16 protein-coding genes and 2 pseudogenes are annotated in these 19,921 nt (G+C 57.3%); 12 read left to right on the forward strand and 6 right to left on the reverse strand.

The window, feature by feature from the left end:
- Positions 1–656: 656 nt before the first annotated feature.
- Positions 657–1,160: pseudogene (locus ACSQ3H_RS21115) on the forward strand (LCP family protein); the annotation flags it as partial.
- A 453-nt stretch (positions 1,161–1,613) separates the two neighbouring features.
- On the opposite strand, the gene ACSQ3H_RS21120 reads toward ACSQ3H_RS21115, so the two are convergent.
- The 5 genes and pseudogenes from ACSQ3H_RS21120 to ACSQ3H_RS21140 form a co-directional block, all read right to left on the reverse strand.
- A complete protein-coding gene (locus tag ACSQ3H_RS21120; RefSeq protein ID WP_436118848.1) occupies positions 1,614–2,792 on the reverse strand; it encodes an acyltransferase family protein in 1,179 nt (392 codons plus the stop codon).
- Positions 2,793–2,991: 199 nt separating this feature from the next.
- Positions 2,992–3,429 (reverse strand): transposase, encoded by a 438-nt coding sequence (locus ACSQ3H_RS21125; protein ID WP_436118849.1) that lies wholly within the window; start codon positions 3,427–3,429, stop codon positions 2,992–2,994.
- Positions 3,365–3,772: an IS5 family transposase gene (locus tag ACSQ3H_RS21130; RefSeq protein ID WP_436118850.1), complete on the reverse strand. Its 408-nt coding sequence runs from the start codon at positions 3,770–3,772 to the stop codon at positions 3,365–3,367. The genes ACSQ3H_RS21125 and ACSQ3H_RS21130 overlap by 65 nt, the downstream gene beginning before the upstream one ends.
- A gap of 69 nt (positions 3,773–3,841) precedes the next feature.
- Positions 3,842–4,254, reverse strand: a pseudogene (locus tag ACSQ3H_RS21135) (transposase); the annotation flags it as partial.
- Positions 4,247–5,203: a LysR family transcriptional regulator gene (locus tag ACSQ3H_RS21140; RefSeq protein WP_436119526.1), complete on the reverse strand. Its 957-nt coding sequence runs from the start codon at positions 5,201–5,203 to the stop codon at positions 4,247–4,249. The gene ACSQ3H_RS21140 and the pseudogene ACSQ3H_RS21135, both read right to left, overlap by 8 nt.
- Before the next feature lie 234 nt (positions 5,204–5,437).
- Here ACSQ3H_RS21140 and ACSQ3H_RS21145 point away from each other — a divergent pair, with 234 nt between their 5' ends.
- The 7 genes from ACSQ3H_RS21145 (at position 5,438) to ACSQ3H_RS21175 (ending at position 13,187) form a co-directional block, all read left to right on the forward strand.
- A complete protein-coding gene (locus ACSQ3H_RS21145) occupies positions 5,438–6,532 on the forward strand; it encodes an ABC transporter ATP-binding protein (RefSeq protein ID WP_436118851.1) in 1,095 nt (364 codons plus the stop codon).
- A gap of 40 nt (positions 6,533–6,572) precedes the next feature.
- Positions 6,573–7,304, forward strand: a complete 732-nt coding sequence (locus ACSQ3H_RS21150) for an HAD-IA family hydrolase (RefSeq protein ID WP_436118852.1) — start codon at positions 6,573–6,575, stop codon at positions 7,302–7,304.
- An 18-nt stretch (positions 7,305–7,322) separates the two neighbouring features.
- Positions 7,323–8,627, forward strand: a complete 1,305-nt coding sequence (locus ACSQ3H_RS21155; protein WP_436118853.1) for an NAD(P)/FAD-dependent oxidoreductase — start codon at positions 7,323–7,325, stop codon at positions 8,625–8,627.
- Between the two features lie 65 nt (positions 8,628–8,692).
- The gene (locus tag ACSQ3H_RS21160; protein WP_436118854.1) at positions 8,693–9,742 is read left to right on the forward strand and encodes an ABC transporter substrate-binding protein; all 1,050 of its coding nucleotides are present in this window, start codon (positions 8,693–8,695) and stop codon (positions 9,740–9,742) included.
- Positions 9,743–9,825: 83 nt separating this feature from the next.
- Positions 9,826–10,638: an ABC transporter permease gene (locus tag ACSQ3H_RS21165; RefSeq protein WP_436118855.1), complete on the forward strand. Its 813-nt coding sequence runs from the start codon at positions 9,826–9,828 to the stop codon at positions 10,636–10,638.
- A 5-nt stretch (positions 10,639–10,643) separates the two neighbouring features.
- Positions 10,644–11,450, forward strand: a complete 807-nt coding sequence (locus ACSQ3H_RS21170; protein WP_436118856.1) for an ABC transporter permease — start codon at positions 10,644–10,646, stop codon at positions 11,448–11,450.
- An 18-nt stretch (positions 11,451–11,468) separates the two neighbouring features.
- Complete coding sequence (locus tag ACSQ3H_RS21175; RefSeq protein ID WP_436118857.1) at positions 11,469–13,187, forward strand: GMC family oxidoreductase; 1,719 nt, start codon at positions 11,469–11,471, stop codon at positions 13,185–13,187.
- Positions 13,188–13,607: 420 nt separating this feature from the next.
- On the opposite strand, the gene ACSQ3H_RS21180 is transcribed toward ACSQ3H_RS21175, so the two are convergent.
- Positions 13,608–14,339 carry a GntR family transcriptional regulator gene (locus tag ACSQ3H_RS21180; protein WP_436118858.1) on the reverse strand — a complete coding sequence of 244 codons (732 nt, stop codon included), beginning with the start codon at positions 14,337–14,339 and terminating at the stop codon, positions 13,608–13,610.
- Positions 14,340–14,531: 192 nt separating this feature from the next.
- On the opposite strand from ACSQ3H_RS21180, the gene ACSQ3H_RS21185 reads away from it, so the two are divergent.
- From ACSQ3H_RS21185 to ACSQ3H_RS21200, 4 genes are read left to right on the forward strand one after another with little or no spacing between them, the layout of a single operon-like run.
- The gene (locus tag ACSQ3H_RS21185) at positions 14,532–15,668 is read left to right on the forward strand and encodes an ABC transporter substrate-binding protein (protein WP_436118859.1); all 1,137 of its coding nucleotides are present in this window, start codon (positions 14,532–14,534) and stop codon (positions 15,666–15,668) included.
- A 9-nt stretch (positions 15,669–15,677) separates the two neighbouring features.
- Positions 15,678–17,411: an ABC transporter permease gene (locus ACSQ3H_RS21190; RefSeq protein WP_436118860.1), complete on the forward strand. Its 1,734-nt coding sequence runs from the start codon at positions 15,678–15,680 to the stop codon at positions 17,409–17,411.
- A 30-nt stretch (positions 17,412–17,441) separates the two neighbouring features.
- Positions 17,442–18,530 carry an ABC transporter ATP-binding protein gene (locus ACSQ3H_RS21195; RefSeq protein ID WP_436118861.1) on the forward strand — a complete coding sequence of 363 codons (1,089 nt, stop codon included), beginning with the start codon at positions 17,442–17,444 and terminating at the stop codon, positions 18,528–18,530.
- Positions 18,531–18,572: 42 nt separating this feature from the next.
- Positions 18,573–19,730 (forward strand): mandelate racemase/muconate lactonizing enzyme family protein, encoded by a 1,158-nt coding sequence (locus tag ACSQ3H_RS21200; RefSeq protein ID WP_436118862.1) that lies wholly within the window; start codon positions 18,573–18,575, stop codon positions 19,728–19,730.
- Positions 19,731–19,921: the final 191 nt, after the last annotated feature.

Genomic DNA, 19,921 nt, shown 5'->3' on the forward strand with positions numbered 1-19,921 from the left:
TATTGCCCTCCCGCGGATGAGTGGATACCCCGCTGATCAGCCTGTCAAATCAATTGGCGCTAGGGAAGGTCGACCGAGGGGGGTGCCGCCGGTATCATGAAATTCATGTCGATCTCGGCGAGATCGACCACTTCGACATAATCGGTGGATATCGGTTTGTTGGGTGTATCGGTCCGATGAGTCTTGCGCGAGATTCTCCCCCGGTTCGAGCAACCTTCCACGAACCGACGCGGAATAAGTGGGTCGTCGCCCGCTTGCTGTCGAGCAGCCCCGGAGAAAGCTGCTCCTGCGACGGCGCCGCTGCGACTGCGTTGTCCCTTGCGTTTTAGATGCGTATGACTAGAATCCTATTTGGCAGGATATGTTGGGTTCGGGCAAGCCCCTGCCAGATGCAGTTATCGGCCCTCTTGCTGGAGAGTCTCGTGAGCAGTGGGTTGATCGACGAGCCGCCGGCACCCGAGGACAAGTCCCCGTCCCGCCGCCGCCGGCTGCTCAGGTTGCTCGCCATCGTCACCGTCATCATGCTGGCCGTGGCCGCCACGGTGTGCGGGGTGTACGCGAAGCTGACCGGCAACGTCAGGCACATCGAGGTCACCCGCGAGGATCTGGGCGACGCCCGCCCGGCCAAGGCGCCGACCGCTGCGCTGAACATTCTGATGCTTGGGTCGGACCAGCGAGGCGGCAAGAACTACGCCGGGGAGCGTACGGATATCATCATGCTCGCGCACCTGTCCCCCAAGCGGAACCACGCGGCCGTGATCAGCTTCCCGCGCGACTCGCTGGTCCAGCTTCCCGCCTGCCGCTCCCGAGAGGGGCTGCCGGGCCAGCAGAGGCACCGCGGCATGATCAACTCGTCTTTCAACTTCGGCGGCATCGGCTGCACTTGGAAGACCATCGAAACGCTCACCGGCATCCACATCGACCATTTCGTCAAGGTTGACTTCACCGGCTTCAAGGGCATGGTGGACGCGATCGGCGGGGTGGACCTCTGCATCCCCGAGCCGATCCGCGACAAGTATGTCCAACTCAACCTGCCCGCAGGGTGGCAGACGCTACTGGGTGAACAGGCGCTGGGGTACGTCCGGGCCCGCCACAGCCTCGGTGACGGGTCCGACATCGGGCGCATTCAGCGTCAGCAGGACTTCGTCGCCGCCATGGCGAAGAAGGCGATGAGCGGCGAGACCCTGACCGACCCGGCCCGGCTGTTTGGCTTCCTGGACGCGGCCACCAAGTCCGTTTCCACCGACCCCGACCTCACCCCCGGCATAATGAGAGACCTCGCGCTCAGCCTGTCATCCGACGAAATCCCCTTCATCACCACGCCCTGGCGCTATTCCACCGCCTACCCCGGCCGTGTCGAGTGGCTCGAAGGACCGGCCAAGAAGCTGTTCCGGTCGATCGCCGCTGACCAGCCCCTCACCAGCTCCAAGGTCAGGGACACCCAGCCCACCGTGCCGCTACGCACCAAGACGGACACCGTGCCCTACTTCCCCGAACCCCAACGACGACCGCGCCCTGCACACCGGACCCGGCGAGCTAGGCCAGCGACCGCCCGTTCACGAGCCCACTTGTCCGCCCGACACGCCTGTCGCATAAGCCAAAGGATCCCTCGCTTACGCGGCTCGATGGCTTGGCTTGAGCGAAGGGCGAAAGCGCTTGAGGAGTGTCTTTCCCAATCTGATACCGTACGTCTCGATTGTTCTGTGCAGCCCCCAGCTGATGACATAGACGGGTGGGGCTGTAAGTACGACCGCTAGCAGCACGCGATATTTTTCCGTCATCCCGACATAGGCGGGGAGCGTAGAAAGAACTCCTACAATCGGAATCATCAAAAGCAGATGAACGAGGTAGACGCTGTACGATGTGTCGCCAAGGAAACGAAGTGGTCGCCAGTCAAGCTTGCCGACGAAGTCTTCGATCCACGGTTGGCCGAAACGTGTGGCAATCCGCTTGTGAAGTACCAGGAACCCGAACCCAAGCGCGATTGCACCCTGTGTAGCGGCATACGTCGCCGACTTCCCCCCGAGGATTATACCCGGCACAAGCACCAACATCGCCAACGAGCCAAGGAAGGCAGATCGCCTATCAGCATAAGACGCCGCTGCTGCCAAGAGCATGCCTGTCAGGAAGACATCGATTTTCAAAGCCAAATTCGCCGGCATCGGATAGGCGTCAAAATAGGCCGGTGCGATCATCTGAAGGGCAAAAGCAACGGCAACGGCCGCCAGTGCAGCCGTGGCTGCTCCGACCCTCGCCCAAAGAAGCATTATGATCGGGAAGGCTACATAGAACTGCATTTCCAGACCAATGCTCCAATCGGGCAAAGGTGTGCGAAAACTGTATTCAGGAAGCAGACCAAACAAGAATGATCCGTGAACAAGTGCGTTCAACGGTGACTGGTCAGTGTACCGAAGCATCGCGGTTGCCGTTGAAGGCCAAACTGTAGCAATCTGCTCACGCCAGTCGCCGACTGAGTTGCCGATGATAAACGAAACGAGCAGAAGAAGGTAGAACACAGGAGCGATCCTGAAAAAGCGTCTCAACCAAAACGCTCGCCACGTGCTCGGCGCTCCCCAAGGCTCAACAACTGAGCGCTGGACATAATGGTGGCTCATAAGGAAGCCTGACATCATCATAAAGAGATCGACCGCAAAACCGCCTTCGGAGATGATAGGCCAATGAACCGCATTCAGCACCGCCGCGTGCGAGGCAAGAACCCAAAACGCAGCCAAACCTCGGACCGCATCAAGGTATGGTAGATGTTTGGCATTAAAGGATGCTGAGGTCGACATGGCGGATCCTTGCTGCAGTGCGAAGGCGTAGTTGATCGAACGTTTGCAGTGCAGCATAGGTCACATGGGCGTCAATAGCTAACGCTAGGTTTATTTCCCGATGATCTTCGACTTTGCGGCCAAGTCGCCCCCGCGCCACACGTACAACGCCATCAAAGGCTTGGAACTGGTGCGCATGGCATGAGAGGTTGTTTGGAAATTAACCTTGAGCGAGCCGATTAAGCATGAGGCGAGCAGCCGCGATGTCGATCATCGTTTCTGATGTCTGGACGCGATATTCGTAGTCCTTGCTGAGTCGGCGGTTGCGTCCGAGCCAAGCGAAGCTGCGCTCTACGATCCAGGTCAAGCCTGCGATTTTGAACGCACGCTGCCCTCGTTTGACGATGTGAAGTTGCCAACCTTGCTCTTCTGCGAGCACATGGGCAAGTTTTCTGCTCTCATGACCGGCATCAGCGATGACGGTCGTGATCGCCGGAAAAATCGCCTTCAGCCCGCTCGTCAGCAGGGCTCCGGCCCGTCTGTCCGAAATATCGGCAGCTTCGACGCGATTGGCAATTGGCAGGCCAAGCGTATCAACAAGGATGTGCCGCTTGCGGCCTTTCACCCGCTTGAGCGTCGAAGCCGCGGATCCCGCCAATCTCGGTTGTCTTCACCGATTGGCCATCCATGATCACAACGCTGGGGCATTCCGCGCGACCGGCCTTAACTCGAACGCGCCGATATAGCGCGCGCTGCAGCCGCACCCAAACGCCGGTGCGCTGCCATGAACGAAAATACCAGTAGACCGTGCGCCAAGCAGGAAACTCGCTCGGCAATTGCCGCCACTGGCAGCCGGTGCGCAGCAGATAGAATATCGCGTTCATGACAGCGCGAAGGCTGATCCGTCTGCGACGTCCGCGCTGCTTCCTTGCCGGGAGCAGCTCCCCGATCATCAACCATTGGCTATTCGTCAAATCTGACGGGTATCGGCTAGAATTCATTCCTGTCTCCCCTATTACGCTGGCAAGACAACGCCGGAATCCTTAATTTCCAAACACCCTCTAAGACGGAAACGAACGGGCCCGCAGACGTCGACCGATCAGCCCTTGTATCGACCGATCGCGGTCTCAACCAATGAGCGCTTGCCATAGCCGGTGGCTGCCTGCCATTTCAGCCGACCGTCTTTTGCGATCGCCGCGATGTGCTTGTCTCTTTGATCAGGCGGCGCCGTATCGCCATTGCTTTCCACCGCCGTCGAACGAGGTGAAATGACGATGTTGGCGGTATCGCTATGTTCAGGAACGGCCCGGTAGGTGGGCTTGCCGTCATAGGCGCCGTCGGCTGTGACGTGGCCAATCTCACCATCGATCTGGTTGAGCAATGGCTCCATCTGCGAAGGATCATCGGTGTTCTGATCGGTCAATGTTTCTGCGACAATGTCACCGTTATCGGCGTTCACCGCCAAGTGGAGTAGCCTAACTCCTATCGAGCAAGGGCCGTAAACCCAGAGCGGGATATTGCCGGTCTAAATCGAGAATGTCCTCAAGCAGTTCGGCGATGATCCAGTCACGGATGAGCGACACCACAGCGCGGCGTGGTTTGTCTCGCACTCGCACCAGATGGCAAAGTCGTCCCGTCACCATCAGATCCTGCCGGGCCGGCACAAGGGCCCGGGTGCGCAGCCAATGAGCGACGACATTCAGCCAGCCCAACGCCACGCCCTGGCCGAGAAGCGCCGCTTGGACGACGATGGCATAATCGGAAAAGATCAGCGAATTGACGGTCTCGCCCGCCTGGCGCGGCAGGAACAATCCGGACCAGTCCGGCTGGGCGCTATCCAGATTGACGATCGTGTATACAGGCGCCTCCACGCCGTCCTGTCCGGTCGCGTACTGTTCATAATAGGACGGGCTGCAAATCGGCATCAGGATTTCCGGCATGATCAGTGCAGCCTCGTGCCGGTCGTCCGATCCGTCGACAAAGCGCATTCCAAGATCGACGTCGGCAACCGAGCCGCCAAGGGCTCCTATGACGAGCTGGAAGCGCAGGTCGACATTCGGGAATTCCGCCTTGAACTTGCTCATGCGCGGCATCAGCCAGTGCGTGGTGAAACCGGTTGAAACCGAGAGCGAAACCGTTTCGAGGCCGGTCTGCCGATCCTCGATTTCACGCAACGCATTCTCAATTCCCGAAAAGCCTTTGGTGATGCTGTCGAAAAGGATGGTGCCGGCCTCGCTCAAGGACGACCCAGTCGGAATGCGAACGAAAAGCTGTGTGCCGAGATGTTCTTCCAGCCGTGCGATCATGCGGCTGACCGCGGCCGGCGTGACATTCAGTTCGTTCGCAGCTTTGGAAAAATTGCCGCAACGCGCTGCGGCCTCGAAAGTAAAGAGGGCATTCATGGACGGCAAGGAACGGCGCAGCGATGTCATTACACCATGTAATACCTCCGCCAACTTTTTTTCAATTGCCAGCTCGTCCATCTTTTGGTCTCTTACCATCAACAGGCTTTTCAAAGAGGCCAAGAACAAGGGGAATTCGATACGGTTTTGTCGTCTGGCGGGGGTAGACCTTCGTCAGCGAAAAGAGCTGTATATCTCCGCTCAATGAACAGGATTGTATCTGGCTTCAGGGCTGGTTTGCAAGGAAAGTTGCAGTGGATTTCAATGAATATCGTAAAGAATATTGAAAGTGTCGGTGTCTCGATCCGCAATGCAAGGAAGAGTTACGGAGCTTTTCAAGCCCTTGACGATGTGAGCCTCGAGGTCGGTGCAGGGGAATTCGTTTCTCTGCTCGGTCCTTCCGGTTCAGGCAAGACCACCTTTCTCGGCATTCTCGGCGGCTTCGTACAACCCACCTCCGGATCGGTCTTTCTCGGCGACCGTGATATTACATATGCTCCACCTCACAAGCGCGAGATCGGCATCGTTTTTCAAAATTATGCGCTGTTTCCTCACATGAGCGTCGGCGAAAATGTAGCGTTCCCGCTGCGGGCACGCCGCCTGCCGAAATCGACATGGGCCGCAAAGGTGCGTGACGCGCTTGCGATGGTGGAACTGACAGGCTTTGAGGACCGGCGCATCACCGAACTTTCGGGCGGCCAGCGCCAGCGGGTTGCGCTCGCACGCGCCATCATCTTCGAACCGCGGCTCATTTTGATGGACGAGCCGCTGTCGGCACTGGACAAGCAGTTGCGCGAGAACATGCAGATCGAGCTGCGTCATTTGCATCAAAAGCTCCGCGCAACCATCATTTACGTGACGCATGATCAGCGCGAAGCGCTGACAATGAGCGACCGTGTCGCCATCATGAATCGCGGCAAGATCGTCCAGATCGACACTCCGGTCCGGTTGCATGATCATCCGGCGGATTCCTTTGTCGCAAGCTTTATCGGCGAAGCGACGCTGGTTCCTGTGCAATATGCAGACACTGACAGTGCGACACTCGGACCGTATCTCCTGCGCTCGGCGCGTCCGATCCCTCAAGGCAGAGACATATTTCTCGCCGTGCACGCTGAAAAACTGCTGATCGCAGATGAAACAGACGACGGGATCCTGAACCGCATGGTCGGCACCGTCACCGAAGTACTCTACCAAGGCGAAAGCGCCCGTGTCTTCGTTCAACTCGACGATGGCACGAGGCTGAGCCTGCGGCAACCGAGCAATCATACGGGACTGACAAAGATCCAGCCCGTGGGATCCAGAATGACCATCGCGCTCCACCCTCAAGATACCATCGTGGTCCCCAAGGCTTCTTATTAGGCAACACCCTCAATCCGAACAAACTGACGAGAGAATGCAAATGTCACTTACATCCTTCAAAGTCCTCACATTCGACGTTGTCGGCACGCTAATCGATTTCGAAACGGGCGTGATCAGCGCCATCCGCGAACTTGGCGGCGACAAGGCAGCCAGTGCCCCCGAAGACGAAATCTTCGAAGCCTACAAGCGCGGGCGCGACAAGTTCTATGGCCGCTCCAGCTTCGCCATGAAGGACGTCTATCTGTCGCTCGCCAACGAGCTCGGCTTCAGAAATGACCAGGCGACGGCTGACGCCTTCCAGCTTTCGATATTCCGCTGGCCCGCTTTTGCCGATTCGATTGCCGCACTGACGCGGCTGCGCAAGAATTTCCGTCTGGTGGCCATGACCAACGCGGACCGTACCGCTTTCTCGGCCTATTCGGGCACGCTTGGCAATCCCTTCCACGACAGCGTGACATGCGATGAGACGGGTGTTGCCAAGCCGAATCCGCAGTTCTTCGCGTTCAACCGCGGCCGCCAGTCCGCTCACGGCTACCAGTTCAACGAGATCCTTCATGTGGCGCAGAGCCAGCATCATGACATTGGCGTTGCCAAGGACCTTGGTTACACCGTGTGCTGGATCGAACGGCGCCAGGGATTGAAGGGTTTTGGCGGAACACCGGAACCTGAGGTCCTGACCAAGCCCGACTATCATTTCTCGTCGCTGAAGCAGCTTGCCGACGCGGTGGACGCGGAAATTCTCGACTTCCACAAGTCGGCAACAGCTGCCTGATCCGGAGAAGCTACACCCATGGTCTTCGCCCCTCCACTGTCCGAAATTGCGTCACTGTGGAGTGACACAGCCGCCAGCGAGCCGCGTTTTGGCAAGCTGTCGGGCAGCAGGCAATATGATGTCGCCGTCATCGGCGGGGGCTATACGGGACTTTCTGCAGCCCGCTATCTGGCGCGCAAGGGCCTGAGCCCGGTCGTGCTCGAAGCGAGCCGTGTCGGCTGGGGTGCGAGCGGGCGCAATGGCGGCGTGGTTTCGGGCAAGTTCCGCTTGACTTTCTCCGGCGTCGCCGAAGGCTGGGGCATCGATATGGCCCGGCATATGCACGCTCTCGGTATCGAAGCCATCGATCATGTCGCAGAACTGGTCGAAGCTTACGGAATGAAGGAGGCGGATTTTCAGGAAAGCGGCAGCCTTCGCTGCGCCCATAATGAAATCTCGCTCGCAGCCTTGAGGAAAGAGGTTGCCTGGCTCAACGACGTGCTGGGCGATCATTCTACATCTATCCTTTCGCCGGCGCAGATGCTGGAGGAAACCGGATCTGCCGGGTTCACCGGCGGACTTCTCAACATCCACGGCGGCGTGATCCACCCGCTCAATTTCGTTCGCGGCCTTGCTGCCGGAATAGCAGCTGCGGGCATCGAGATTTTCGAACAGAGCCCGGTCACGGTGATTCGGCGCGATGGTGCCGGGCTGGTGCTCGAGACACCGGACGGCAATGTAAATGTCCGCCATGCGGTTATCGCAACGAACGCCTACTCGGATTTGACAGCGGCTACGCAAACTGTGCAGCGGACACTGATCCCGTTCCGCAGCGCTATCATCGCGACCGAGCCGCTGACAGGCAAACCGGCAGAAGACCTGCTTGCGAAGGGACGCAGCTATACCGAGACGCGGCGCATGATGCGCTGGTTCCGCAAGTCGGACGACCGGCTTTTGTTCGGCGGTCGCGGTGCCTTCGGCAAGACCGATTCACCCTCCGCCTTCGCCGCCTTGCAAAAAGCCATGGTCGCGCAGTTTCCCGAACTTGCCGATGTCAAGGTAACGCATCGCTGGTCGGGGCTGGTGGGCATGACGCTCGACAGCATTCCGCATGTCGGACGGCTCGACGACCGGATCAGCTACGCCGTTGGATATAATGGCACCGGCGTCGCGATGTCGGCGCTGATGGGCAAATATCTCGCCGAAATCGTTACCGGCGGTCAGCCGGACATCGGCCTTCTTGCGTCAGAACGCCTGAAGAAAGTTCCTTTCTACCCCATTCGAGAACCCGCCGTCCGGCTTGTTGCCGGCTGGTACCAGTTCCTTGATGCAATCGGGCGATAAGACCCGTTGATTTGAATGACCATTTAAAGAGGCTGGAGCCTCATCAAAAACAGAGGAGAACGAGCATGCTGTACAGACATTCCAAAGTTACCCTCGCGGCGGCCATCGCGGGCACGGCACTGATGGCCACATCCGCTTTTGCCGAACAGATTACCTTCATTTCGCAAGGGGGAGCCTATCAGGAAGCCCAGACCAAGGCCATTCTTGATCCGGTCGCCGAAAAGCTGGGCATCACTATCAATCAGGATAGTTCGCCCGATGCCTGGCCTGTCATCAAGACGCAGGGCGCGACCGGAAAGCCGATCTGGGATGTGGTCGATACGCCTACCAAGGATTGCATCCGCGGTGGTGAACAGGGGCTCATCGAAAAGCTTGATTTCAGCAAGATTCCCAATGCCGAGAAGATGCCGGAAAAATACAAGACGCCCTATTCGGCCGCCTATGAATTCTATTCAAGCGTGCTTGCCTACAACAAGAGCAAGTTTGGCGATAATCCGCCACAGTCATGGGCCGATTTCTGGGATGTGAAGAAGTTCCCTGGAACGCGCGCGCTTCGCAACCATCCGCTGGCCACACTCGAGGCCGCCCTTCTTGCCGATGGCGTTGCCCCGGACAAGATTTATCCCATCGACGTCGACCGGGCGTTCAAGAAGCTGGAAGAAATCAAACCCTATATCACCGTCTGGTGGACCTCCGGCGGTCAATCGGCCCAGCTTCTGAGCGACGGTGAAGTCGATATGGAAATGGCATGGAACGGGCGTGTCAGTGCGGTTCAGAAAGAAGGCGGCGATGTCGGCTTTACCTTCAGTCAGGGCTTTCTGCAGAACACGTCGCTCTGCATCCTCAAGAACGCGCCCAATCTGGAAACAGCCATCAAGTTCGTGAACGAGGCTCTGGCGCCGGAAATTCAGGCCAATCTGCCGCTCGAGATCGACTATGGTCCTGGCAATCCAGAAGCCTTCAAAACCGGCAAGATCCCGGCCGAACGTGCCGCTGAACTGCCGAGCGCACCAGACAATGCGGCAAAGCAGATTCTGATCTCGACGGAATGGTGGAGTTCACCCGAAGGCGAAGCCGTTCAGAAGCGGTGGGCCGAGTTTATCCAGAAGCCGTGACACATACTCTGACCGAAGGATTTTCCTTGCCTCGATCGCAACCCGAAGCCTTCCGGAGACACGACCGCCAGGAGCAAATACTGATGTTTCTGCTCCTGGTGCCGGCTCTGGCCGTCATTGTCACCCTCTTGCTGGTTCCCCTGCTCTGGCTCGCCTGGCAGTCGGTCTATCACGACGGTTTCACGTTGGAGAACTATCGTCGCATCCTGAGCGAGGATGTCTATTGGCACAGCTTTCTCCAGACATTCCGCATCGCCTTTATCGTGACGGCGGCGACGGCCCTGCTCGGCTATCCTGTCGCCTATGTGGCTGCATCGCTGCCGCGCCGCTGGAGCATTGTTGTGCTGGCGATGGTGGTGCTCCCGTTCTGGACAAGCGTTCTCGTACGCGCCTACGCCTGGCTAATCCTCTTGCAACGTACAGGCATCATCAATAGCACCCTGAAATCTCTGGGTCTGATCGATGCGCCATTGATCCTGGTGAACAATGAATTTGGCACGGTCATGGCTACGGTTCATATCTTGCTGCCGTTCATGGTGCTGCCACTCTACGCCACCATGCAGAAAATACCCGCCGAACTGACCATGGCCGGCGCAAGCCTTGGCGGCACGCCATCGCACGTCTTCTTCCGCGTCTTCCTCCCCTTGTCGCTGCCGGGTATCATCGCCGGCGCTGTGCTGGTGTTTGTCCTGACACTCGGTTTCTATATCACCCCTGAGCTCTTGGGCGGCGGCCGGACCTTCATGGTCTCCATGCTCGTCAGCCGCAATGTCGAACTCTATAACGAATGGGGCGCTGCAAGCTCGATCAGTGTTGTCCTGCTTGTTTGTGTCTTCGTCATCTTCTGGGCGGCCAGCCGCGTGATCCCGGTCGAACGCCTGATGGGAATGAGGTGATTCCGATGACACCAGCTCGCATTGCACTGTACGGTTTTGTCGGCTTGGTCCTGCTTTACCTGATGATCCCGGTCATCATCATCGTGCCCATGTCGTTCTCCGGCGCACGGTTCCTCAGCTTCCCGCCACCGTCCTTTTCGCTACGCTGGTATGAAGCTTATCTAGGCAGCACGGCCTGGATGCAGGCGACGAAAGTGAGCTTGATCCTTGCAGTATCCAGCTCGGTTATCTCCACCGTTCTCGGCACCGCCGCCGCCTATGCCCTCAACAACTCAAAATCGCGGCTGGTGCAAAGCCTCCAGATCATCCTGCTCCTGCCTTTGGTAACGCCCATCGTCATTATCGCCATCGGGGTCTTCTTCGTTTACGCAAAGGTCGGCCTGCTTGCGACGATACCGGGGCTCGTGCTGGCAAATGTAATGCTGGGCATTCCCTATGTCATCACCGCGGTGCTGGTGGGCTTGCGCAAGTTCGATCCCACGCAGGAAATGGTCGCCCGCAGTCTCGGGATGAACCGGCTGCGCAGCTTCTTCGTGGTCACGCTGCCCCAGATCAGGCCGAGTGTGATTTCGGGAATGTTGTTCGCCTTCATCTCGGCGCTCGATGAGACGGTCGTTGCCCTTTTCATCGCAGGCGGTGAGAATCAGACATTGACCAAGCGGATGTTTACCGCGTTGCGGGACGAGATCGATCCGACCATTGCGGCGATCAGTTCGCTCCTGACCGCAGTATCATTTCTCCTCGTCATTCTGATCGCACTGAATGCCAGAGAGACCAAGCCGGTGCCGGAAGAGCGCGCCAATGGTCATTGAGATCTGGAGAACGCCGGCGTGATAAGCGATTTCCTTATTCTCGGCGGTGGATCGGCCGGGTGCGTGCTGGCCGCGCGTCTGTCGGAGGATCTGCGCAGGACCGTGACCCTCGTCGAGGCTGGCCGTGACCTGACACTGGATACGATGCCCGACGAAATTCGCAGCCCCTATCCCGGCCGTGCCTATCTCAACACAAGCAATATCTGGAATTCCCTGACGGCCCGCATGGGCTTCAATGCAAGCAACAGTGCGCCCCCCATGACCCGCCGTTATGAGCAAGCCAAGCTCCTCGGCGGCGGATCGGCCATCAATGCATTGATGGCCAATCGCGGCGCTCCCGGTGATTACGATGAATGGCAATCGCTGGGAGCCGAGGGATGGGGCTGGGACGATTGTCTGCCTTATTTTCGTAAGCTTGAAAATGATTGCGATTTCGACGGCCCGTTGCATGGAAAGAACGGTCCCCTGCCCATTAGGCGGCTGGCGCAAGGCAGGATGTCCCCCTTTGTCGGGGCCGTTGCGCGTACACTGTCCGCGAGTGGATATCCGATGAGGCCCGACCAGAACGGCGACTGGCAGGACGGTGTCTTCGTTGGTGCAGTGGCGGTCAGCGACAAGGGTGAAAGGGTGCCAACGTCGGTAGTATATCTGACACCAGAGGTGCGAAAGCGGCCCAATCTGCGTATCATCACAGAGCGGACCATTGAACGGCTGCTTTTCGAGGGGACACGCGCCATCGGGGCCACGCTCCTCGCAAATGGCGGTGAGCCTGCCACAACAATCCGGGCTTCCGAGATCATCATTTCATCCGGTGCTATCCATAGCCCGGCATTGCTGTTGCGCAGCGGTATTGGACCGGCCGCGGAACTCTCAAGCCTCGGCATTCCTGTTGTCGCTCATCGGCCGGGCGTCGGGCGCAACCTGATGGAACATCCCTCCATCGCCGTCGCCGCTTTTCTGCCACGTGCTGCCCGTGTAACCGACGAGGCAGAACATCACGAACAATGCATCCTGCGCTTCTCGTCAGGATTGGAAGGAACGCCGCAAGGCGACATGCACGCGGCAATCCTTTCTCGATCCGGCTGGCATTCGGTCGGCAGGCGTATGGGCAGCATGTTCTTCTGGGTCAACAAATCCTATTCGCGCGGCATGCTGAGACTCGCCTCTCCCGATGCTAGGACGGAACCCGCTGTCGATTTCAGGATGCTGTCAGACGAGCGCGATCTGGAACGGCTGAAACTCGCGCTACGCCTCGGCGCACGCACGCTGGCCGATCCGCTGATGAACGGTTTCGGGGACACCATCTTTCCTTCGAGCTACTCGCCGCGCGTCGCCAAGGTCACAGCACCCGGCCTGCTCAATGCGATTCAACGCGGTGCGCTTGCCGCGATGCTCGACTATGCCGGCCCCCTGCGCAAGAACCTCATTCATGGCTTCATCACGCTCGGGGTTACGCTCGATGGTCTGATCAATGACGATGATGCGCTCACTGCCTTTGTCCGCAAATATGTGGGTGGTACATGGCACCCATCCGGCACGTGCCGGATGGGTGTGGAAGACAACCCTATGGCTGTCACATCGCCATCTGGCAAAGTGTACGGAGTGCAAAATTTACACGTTTGCGACGCCTCACTGATGCCGAGCATACCTTGCGCCAATACTAATATTCCGACGATCATGATCGCAGAGCGAATAGCCGATCTTATTAAAAAATCGGAAACTGCGCGCCTAAAATAGTGGAGGTGACCCCGGCGCCACCCTTGCTCGCCTTGCCGCATAAGAATAACGCGAAGCGACTAGTCTGATTTCTCCACCACGACGGCGCATGTACGAACTCACAAGTGATGAAAAAACGTTCGTTTGAAAATGCCGATAATAACCAAATTCGATTGGCGCCCTAAATTGTACAATCGCAGTATAGCGGCAGCATATCTTTGATTTTGTTGGAAAAAATGCTGGAGGCACGTACGAATTGTGGTTACTTCGTTGTCGGCTGTACGTACCTTTCAGCGTCTTCCTGGGCCGTAATTAGTTGACAATGCTTGGTACCGGAATTGAGACCGGTACGGACATAAGATTCCTTGTGCCGCACCTCTGATCATAAAGTCAGTTTTACACCATGAACAACTTCCCTATGATCGGAAGATCGATCCGCTATTACTGGGCTTCGAGCGAGGTTGGCGCTCCAGCGGCAGTACCCTCTTGGTTGAAGACTTCTTTCGCGGCCATCCGCCGCAGAAGCCTGTCACGGGCGGCGCTCACGTGATCGAATACTGCCCGCCCCGCGGCTTCCGGATCTCGGCTTTCGAAGGCCAAGATTATCTTCTCATGTTCGGCAATTACCACTTCAAACATATCCGGGGTGTATCCACCCAGACTGTCGGCGACCGTTCGCACTACCCTGGTTCGGCCTTCAAGTATCTGTTCAGCTTCCGGGTTATTCGCGATTCCATATATACGTTTGTGGAAAGCGATATTCTCTTGCGACGCCACCATGGGCTTTCCAGACCGTATCAAGGCATTGAGGTCCTCGTGCATATGACGCAGCGCCTCTATATCGCTGTCCATTGCCATTTCGACAGCACGGTGCACCAGCATCGATTCAATGCCGACGCGAATATCGTAAATGTTTCGGATGTAGGTCTCAGTGAGGGCCTCGATCCTGAAACCACGGTGCGCGATTGAAATCAGGATACCCTCGCCCTCAAGTTGGCGAAGCGCTTCGCGGATCGGCATATGGCTCACGGCATAGCGCGACGTGAGCGTCTCGATCGTCAGATGCGTGCCGGGCGCGAAATTTCCCGACACCAGATCGCCGATGATGGCGCGTTTTACGCGGAGATAAGTCGGCTCATTCAGCGGCGCGCTTTCGGGTATGCTCTTCGACAAGTCCACCTCGGGGTCCCCGTTTTACCAATCAGCCATCGTTACGCGAAGCCGTTTTCAAACGCAAATATATTTGCGCAAATGTATGTTGACAGTCAAATATATTTGCGCAAATGTACGAAAATAGTAAAGCCGCCCACATGAGAAGGGCGCGCGCCTACGTCTTGAAAATCGTTACTCTGGGAGGAGATCGATATGAAAAATACCAGTGGCTTGCCGGAAACAACTTTCACACGGCGCGATCTTTTTCGCATGGCCGCAGTCACAGGACTTGGTACTGCCAGCCTGTCAATTTTCCCTGAAGGCGCAAGCGCTCAATCCGCCCCACAGCCGAGCGGTGACTCGATTGCAGCGGCTAAGGCCGAGGGCACGCTCACGTTCTATCATACCACCGCAATAGACCCCACGGCTGTCTGGACGGCAGTATTTACGAAAAAGTATGGCATCACGACACAGAACGTCCGCGGTCCGAGCTATCCGCTTTTCGAGCGCTGGTTGACGGAGGAACGTGTCGGCCAGCATGTAGCTGATGTTATTCAGATAACGGACACTGTCCTCATTGAATCTGCCCATGACGAAAAACTGATTGCTGACTATACGCCTGCCTCCGCTGCCGGGATTCGGCCCGAGATGAAGAAGGAAGGTGTTTGGTATACGGCGTTTGTGAACGCCATGGGCATCGCCTGGAACTCCAAGCTCGTCTCGCCGGAGGAAGAAAAACTTATCCGGGAAGGTGGCTGGAATGTACTTACCGACCCGCGCTGGAAAGGACGTATTGCGACGGGGACGCCCGCTTCCGGCGGTAGCAGCTATTCTTACGTTTATATGTTCCTGGGCGGCAAGCGCGATCAGTTCGGACCAGATTTTCTTGCCAAGATGGCAGCACTCAAGCCTCAGGTCTATGACAGCAAATCGCCCATGTATGACCGGCTTGCCGCCGGAGAACATGCCATCGTCGATCAGGCATCGCAAAGCGACATGGGCGGGTTTTACCTCAAGGGTGCACCGATCCGCTGGGTTTTCCCAACCCCGACACCTGCCAACCTCACCGTGCAGACTATCTCGGCCGGAGCACCCCACCCGAATGCCGCCCGATTGTTCCAGGATTGGGCAATGAGTCAGGAAGGCCAGGCTGCATGGTTCAGCGTCGCAGGTGTTGGCTCCGCGCGTGAAGATACGGTCGATCCTCGCAAGACTGCCAAAGCGGATTGGTACAAGGAAGACTGGTACAAGGATCCGGAAAATCTCTACATCGACTACTTGAGCGATCCTGGTTACGTGGATCCGGCCAAGCCGATCATTGCCGAGTGGAACCAGATCTTCGGTCGCTGAGACAGTCCGATGACAATTTCAGCCACCATACCCATTACGGATAAAATTCCCGTTGGTCTGGTCAGAAGGAAACGCCAGAGATTGGCGCTTCCGGTCATTCTCGGATTAATTCTCGCTGTTCTGGTCCTGCTGCCGATTGTGTTGATGTTTCTCGGCGCGGTGCGGACCGGTACGTTTGTCGACCCACGTGCCCATTTTTCCTTGCGCAGTGTGATCGCTGTATACGCCACAATGCCATATCTCACGACCTTGATCGTGACGATTGGAGCGTCGCTTGCGGTCTCCTTCCTCGCATGTTTTGTCGGCATCGCCTTGGCATGGCTTATCTCGCGGACCGACATCCCTGCAAAGGCGTGGATGGAAAATGCCGTTATTGCTCCGCTTTATCTTTCGCCATTCGTTGGCGCTTTGGCCTGGCTTATTCTCGGTTCGCCCAATGCTGGACTGATCAATGTTCTTGCACGCGAGGTTTTTGGGGTGACCGGCTATGCGATCAACGTGATGACCGCGACGGGCGTCATTCTCGTCATGGCCCTCTACAATATTCCCTACGCCTATATGACAGTCTCTGCCGCTCTGAAGGGCATGGACCCTTCGATGGAAGAAGCATCCTATCTCAACGGAGCCGGTGTTTTCTCAACCGCACTCAAGGTCACACTTCCCGTCGTGCGGCCGTCGATTATTTCGGCATTCTTCTTCGTCTTCGTTCTGACGTGCGGTACGTTCTCCATCCCCGCCGCGCTCGGCGGGACGCAAGCGATGCCGTTTCTTGCCATCGACATCTACCGTGCGACCGCGACCTATCCGGTCGACTACGCCCGGGCAGCGGCCATCGGAACATTGCTGTTTTGGATTTCACTGATGGGCGTCGCCTTCTACCGGTTCGCATCCCGGGTAGCGACGCGCTTCGTAACGGTGACGGCGCGTGGCTTTCGTACACGATTTCTCAAACTTCGGAGCTGGCGAATTCCTGCCATCGGCTTCATCCTTGCCTATGTGACGCTGGCGATTATCCTTCCTTACTTCGCGCTGTTTTATGTCGCTTTTACGCGCTTTACTTCGTCGAATATACTCAGCGCTAGTTATACACTCGACAATTTCCGCTCTGTCGTTGCCTCAGTCGCCGTTAGACAATCAATCGGCAATACATTGCTTGTAGGCGTAGTCTCCCCGACTTTTTGCGTCCTACTGGGGATTGTCCTCGCATATTCGATCCGTCGATTGCGTATCCGTGGCGCGGGAATTCTCGATTACATAGCCATGTTCCCGATTGCCGTGCCGGGCATCGTCTTTGGTACAGGAATTTTTTGGACCTATCTGATGACTCCAGCCTACGGAACGGTATGGATATTGGTTATCGCCTTTGTTGCAACCTACATCCCCTATGCCTACCGCATGATCGATACCTCGATCATTCAGATCGACAGGTCGTTGGAAGAGGCCTCGGCGCTTTGCGGAGCGTCTCATTGGCGCACGGCGTCACAAATAACCTTCAGGCTTATCCGGCCAAGCGTCCTTTCCGCATGGATTCTGGTGTTCATTTTCTCAATTCGTGAGATCAGCGCAGCGATCATTCTCGCTTCACCGAGCAACAAGGTCCTGTCGGTGATGTCGTGGGACTATCTGGAATTCGGCAATGTTCAAAATGCGGCGATCATCGGCATTCTCCAGACGTTCATACTGATGGTTGGAATTCTCGTCAGCCGGTTCCTTCTTCGTGTGAAGCTTTCCCAGAGTGGCTGACGTACAGCTGCGTGAATATGGAGTGATGACTTGGCTCAGCTAAGCGTTGAAGATCTCGTGGTTACCTATGGCAGCGTCACAGCCGTCAAGGATGTGAGCTTCGTTGTAGAAGACGGCGAATTTGTTTCGCTCCTTGGTCCAAGTGGCTGCGGAAAGACGACGACACTGCGCTGCATCGCCGGCCTGGAAGCCTCTTCCGGCGGAACGATCCGCATCGACGGGGAAATCGTTGCCGCCGATGGACGGGATGTTCCGCCAGAAAAACGCGACATCAATATGGTTTTCCAGTCCTATGCGGTCTGGCCCCATATGACCGTCCACGAGAACGTTGCCTACGGTCTCAGGACCCGGCGCGAACCAGCAGCAACAATCGAGGCGAAAGTAAGCGAAGCCCTGAGCACTGTCGGCTTGACCGGATATTCCGATCGCTACGGGACCGAATTGAGCGGTGGCCAGCAGCAGCGGGTAGCGCTCGCGCGGGCGATTGTGACGTCCCCGAGGCTTCTTTTGTTCGACGAGCCTCTGAGTAATCTGGATGCCGGCTTGCGCGACCGCATGCGGTTCGAACTTGTCGAACTACAGCGGCGGCTAGGCAAAACTTCGCTTTACGTCACACACGACCAGTCTGAAGCGATGCTGATGAGCGACCGGATCATTTTGATGAAAGATGGGAAAATGGTCCAATCCGGCACGCCGAGGGATCTTTATGATCGTCCGGCGAGCCGGTTTGCTGCGGAATTCATCGGTAATGCGAATATCCTTGAAGGAAACGTCGCCAAATGGGCCGGTGGCGGAAACACCCTTGTAACCCTGACAGACGGCGTGACGATCGAGGGTCGCTTCGCGTGGCCGGGTCAATCGACGGCGGCGGGACTCGTTCTAGTCTGCATACGGGCAGAAAGCATCGTTCCGGTGACACCATCGGGCCCAAACGGCGCCAACTGTTTCGACGCGCACGTCAAATCAGTCAATTTCCTTGGAGCGGTCGTCAATTGCCTCCTCCAGATTGGCGGCGTTACGCTTCGCGCCGATTTGCCCGCGCGAAATCCTCCCAATGTCGGCCAGACAATTACGGTCCGCATCGACCCGGAAGCCGTGACACTTATTTCGGAGCGCTAGTCGACACGACAAGTGCCTTATCTAACCAAAAAGGGAATTCTCATGCGTATCGAAAGCGTCGAAAGCATCTTTATCGACAAGTATCTGTTTGTCGAAATTCGTACGGACAATGGGCTTGTCGGCCTTGGTGAAGGTGGTGCTTGGGGCTTCCACGAGGCCACGGCCGGCGCCGTGCTCCGATTCAAGGACTACCTGCTTGGTCAGGATCCTCTCAGGATTGAACATCATTGGCAGTATATGTATCGCTGGGCGCATTTCCGCGGCTCGGCGATCATGGCCGCAATCAGTGCCATCGACATTGCACTCTGGGACATTGCCGGGAAACATTTCGAGGCACCCGTCTACGCGCTTCTCGGCGGCAAGGTACGCGACAAGGCAAGAGCCTATTACCACGTCTTCGGTGAAACAAAGGAGGAGCTGTTCGCCGGTATCGAAGACGCCAAGAAAATGGGATTCACAGCGGTCGGACACCTGACACCGTTTCTCGACACGCAACGCGACGTGCCCTATTTTCAGACCCATGCCCAGAAGATTGGCGATGCCGTTGAAACCGTCCGGGAATACCGGAAGATCGCTGGGCCGGAAATGGACCTTTGCATCGAAATCCATCGGCGCATGATGCCCTATGAAGCAGTGCAGCTGGGCCGGGCAATCGAGCCTTTCTATCCGCTTTTCATCGAAGATCCGATCCTTCCTGACAATCTCGATGAAATGGCATACGTCGCTGAAAAAATTTCGATCCCGATCGCGACCGGCGAGCGCATGACCTCCCTTTGGGAGTTCCAGATGCTGCTGGCGCGCAACGCGGTCCAGCTCATAAGACCTGATGTCTGCATTGTCGGCGGTATCTCTGGCGCTCGTAAAATCGCGGCGTTGGCGGAAGCCTCGCATGCCGGTGTCGTCCCACACAATCCACTCAGTGCGGTATCAACGGCCGCCTGCCTGCAGATCGCCGCTACCGCGCCAAATTTCGTCCTGCAGGAGTTTCCGAACGACACATGGGATGTGACCGACAAGCGTCCCGATTCCGACAGCTTCCTCGTGGGCGCCGCCCGTCACGATGGAGAAGGCTTCCTGACAATCAGCGACGAACCTGGCATAGGCGTCACGCTGCGACCGGACGCTGCCGAGAAATTTCCCTACAGACCACGAAAAATTCATACGCGACTGCACAAGGACGGGTCCGTCGTGGACCAATAACCCTGCTGTGCCGGGCCTTGTCATTACTCTTGAGGACTGAGTGTTTGGTCTTCACAGTAGCAGCGGGGGCGTTGGTGCACTGAGCCGAAGTTCGACGCAGTTCGATCTTCGATGCCGCCTGTTATGCCTGTTTGTCATGGTGGCGGACGGACTCCGCGCGTCCGTATGCCAGCATGCGGTTGAGAACGGCG

It is taken from the genome of Phyllobacterium sp. LjRoot231, assembly GCF_964253365.1.
Classification (GTDB): domain Bacteria; phylum Pseudomonadota; class Alphaproteobacteria; order Rhizobiales; family Rhizobiaceae; genus Phyllobacterium.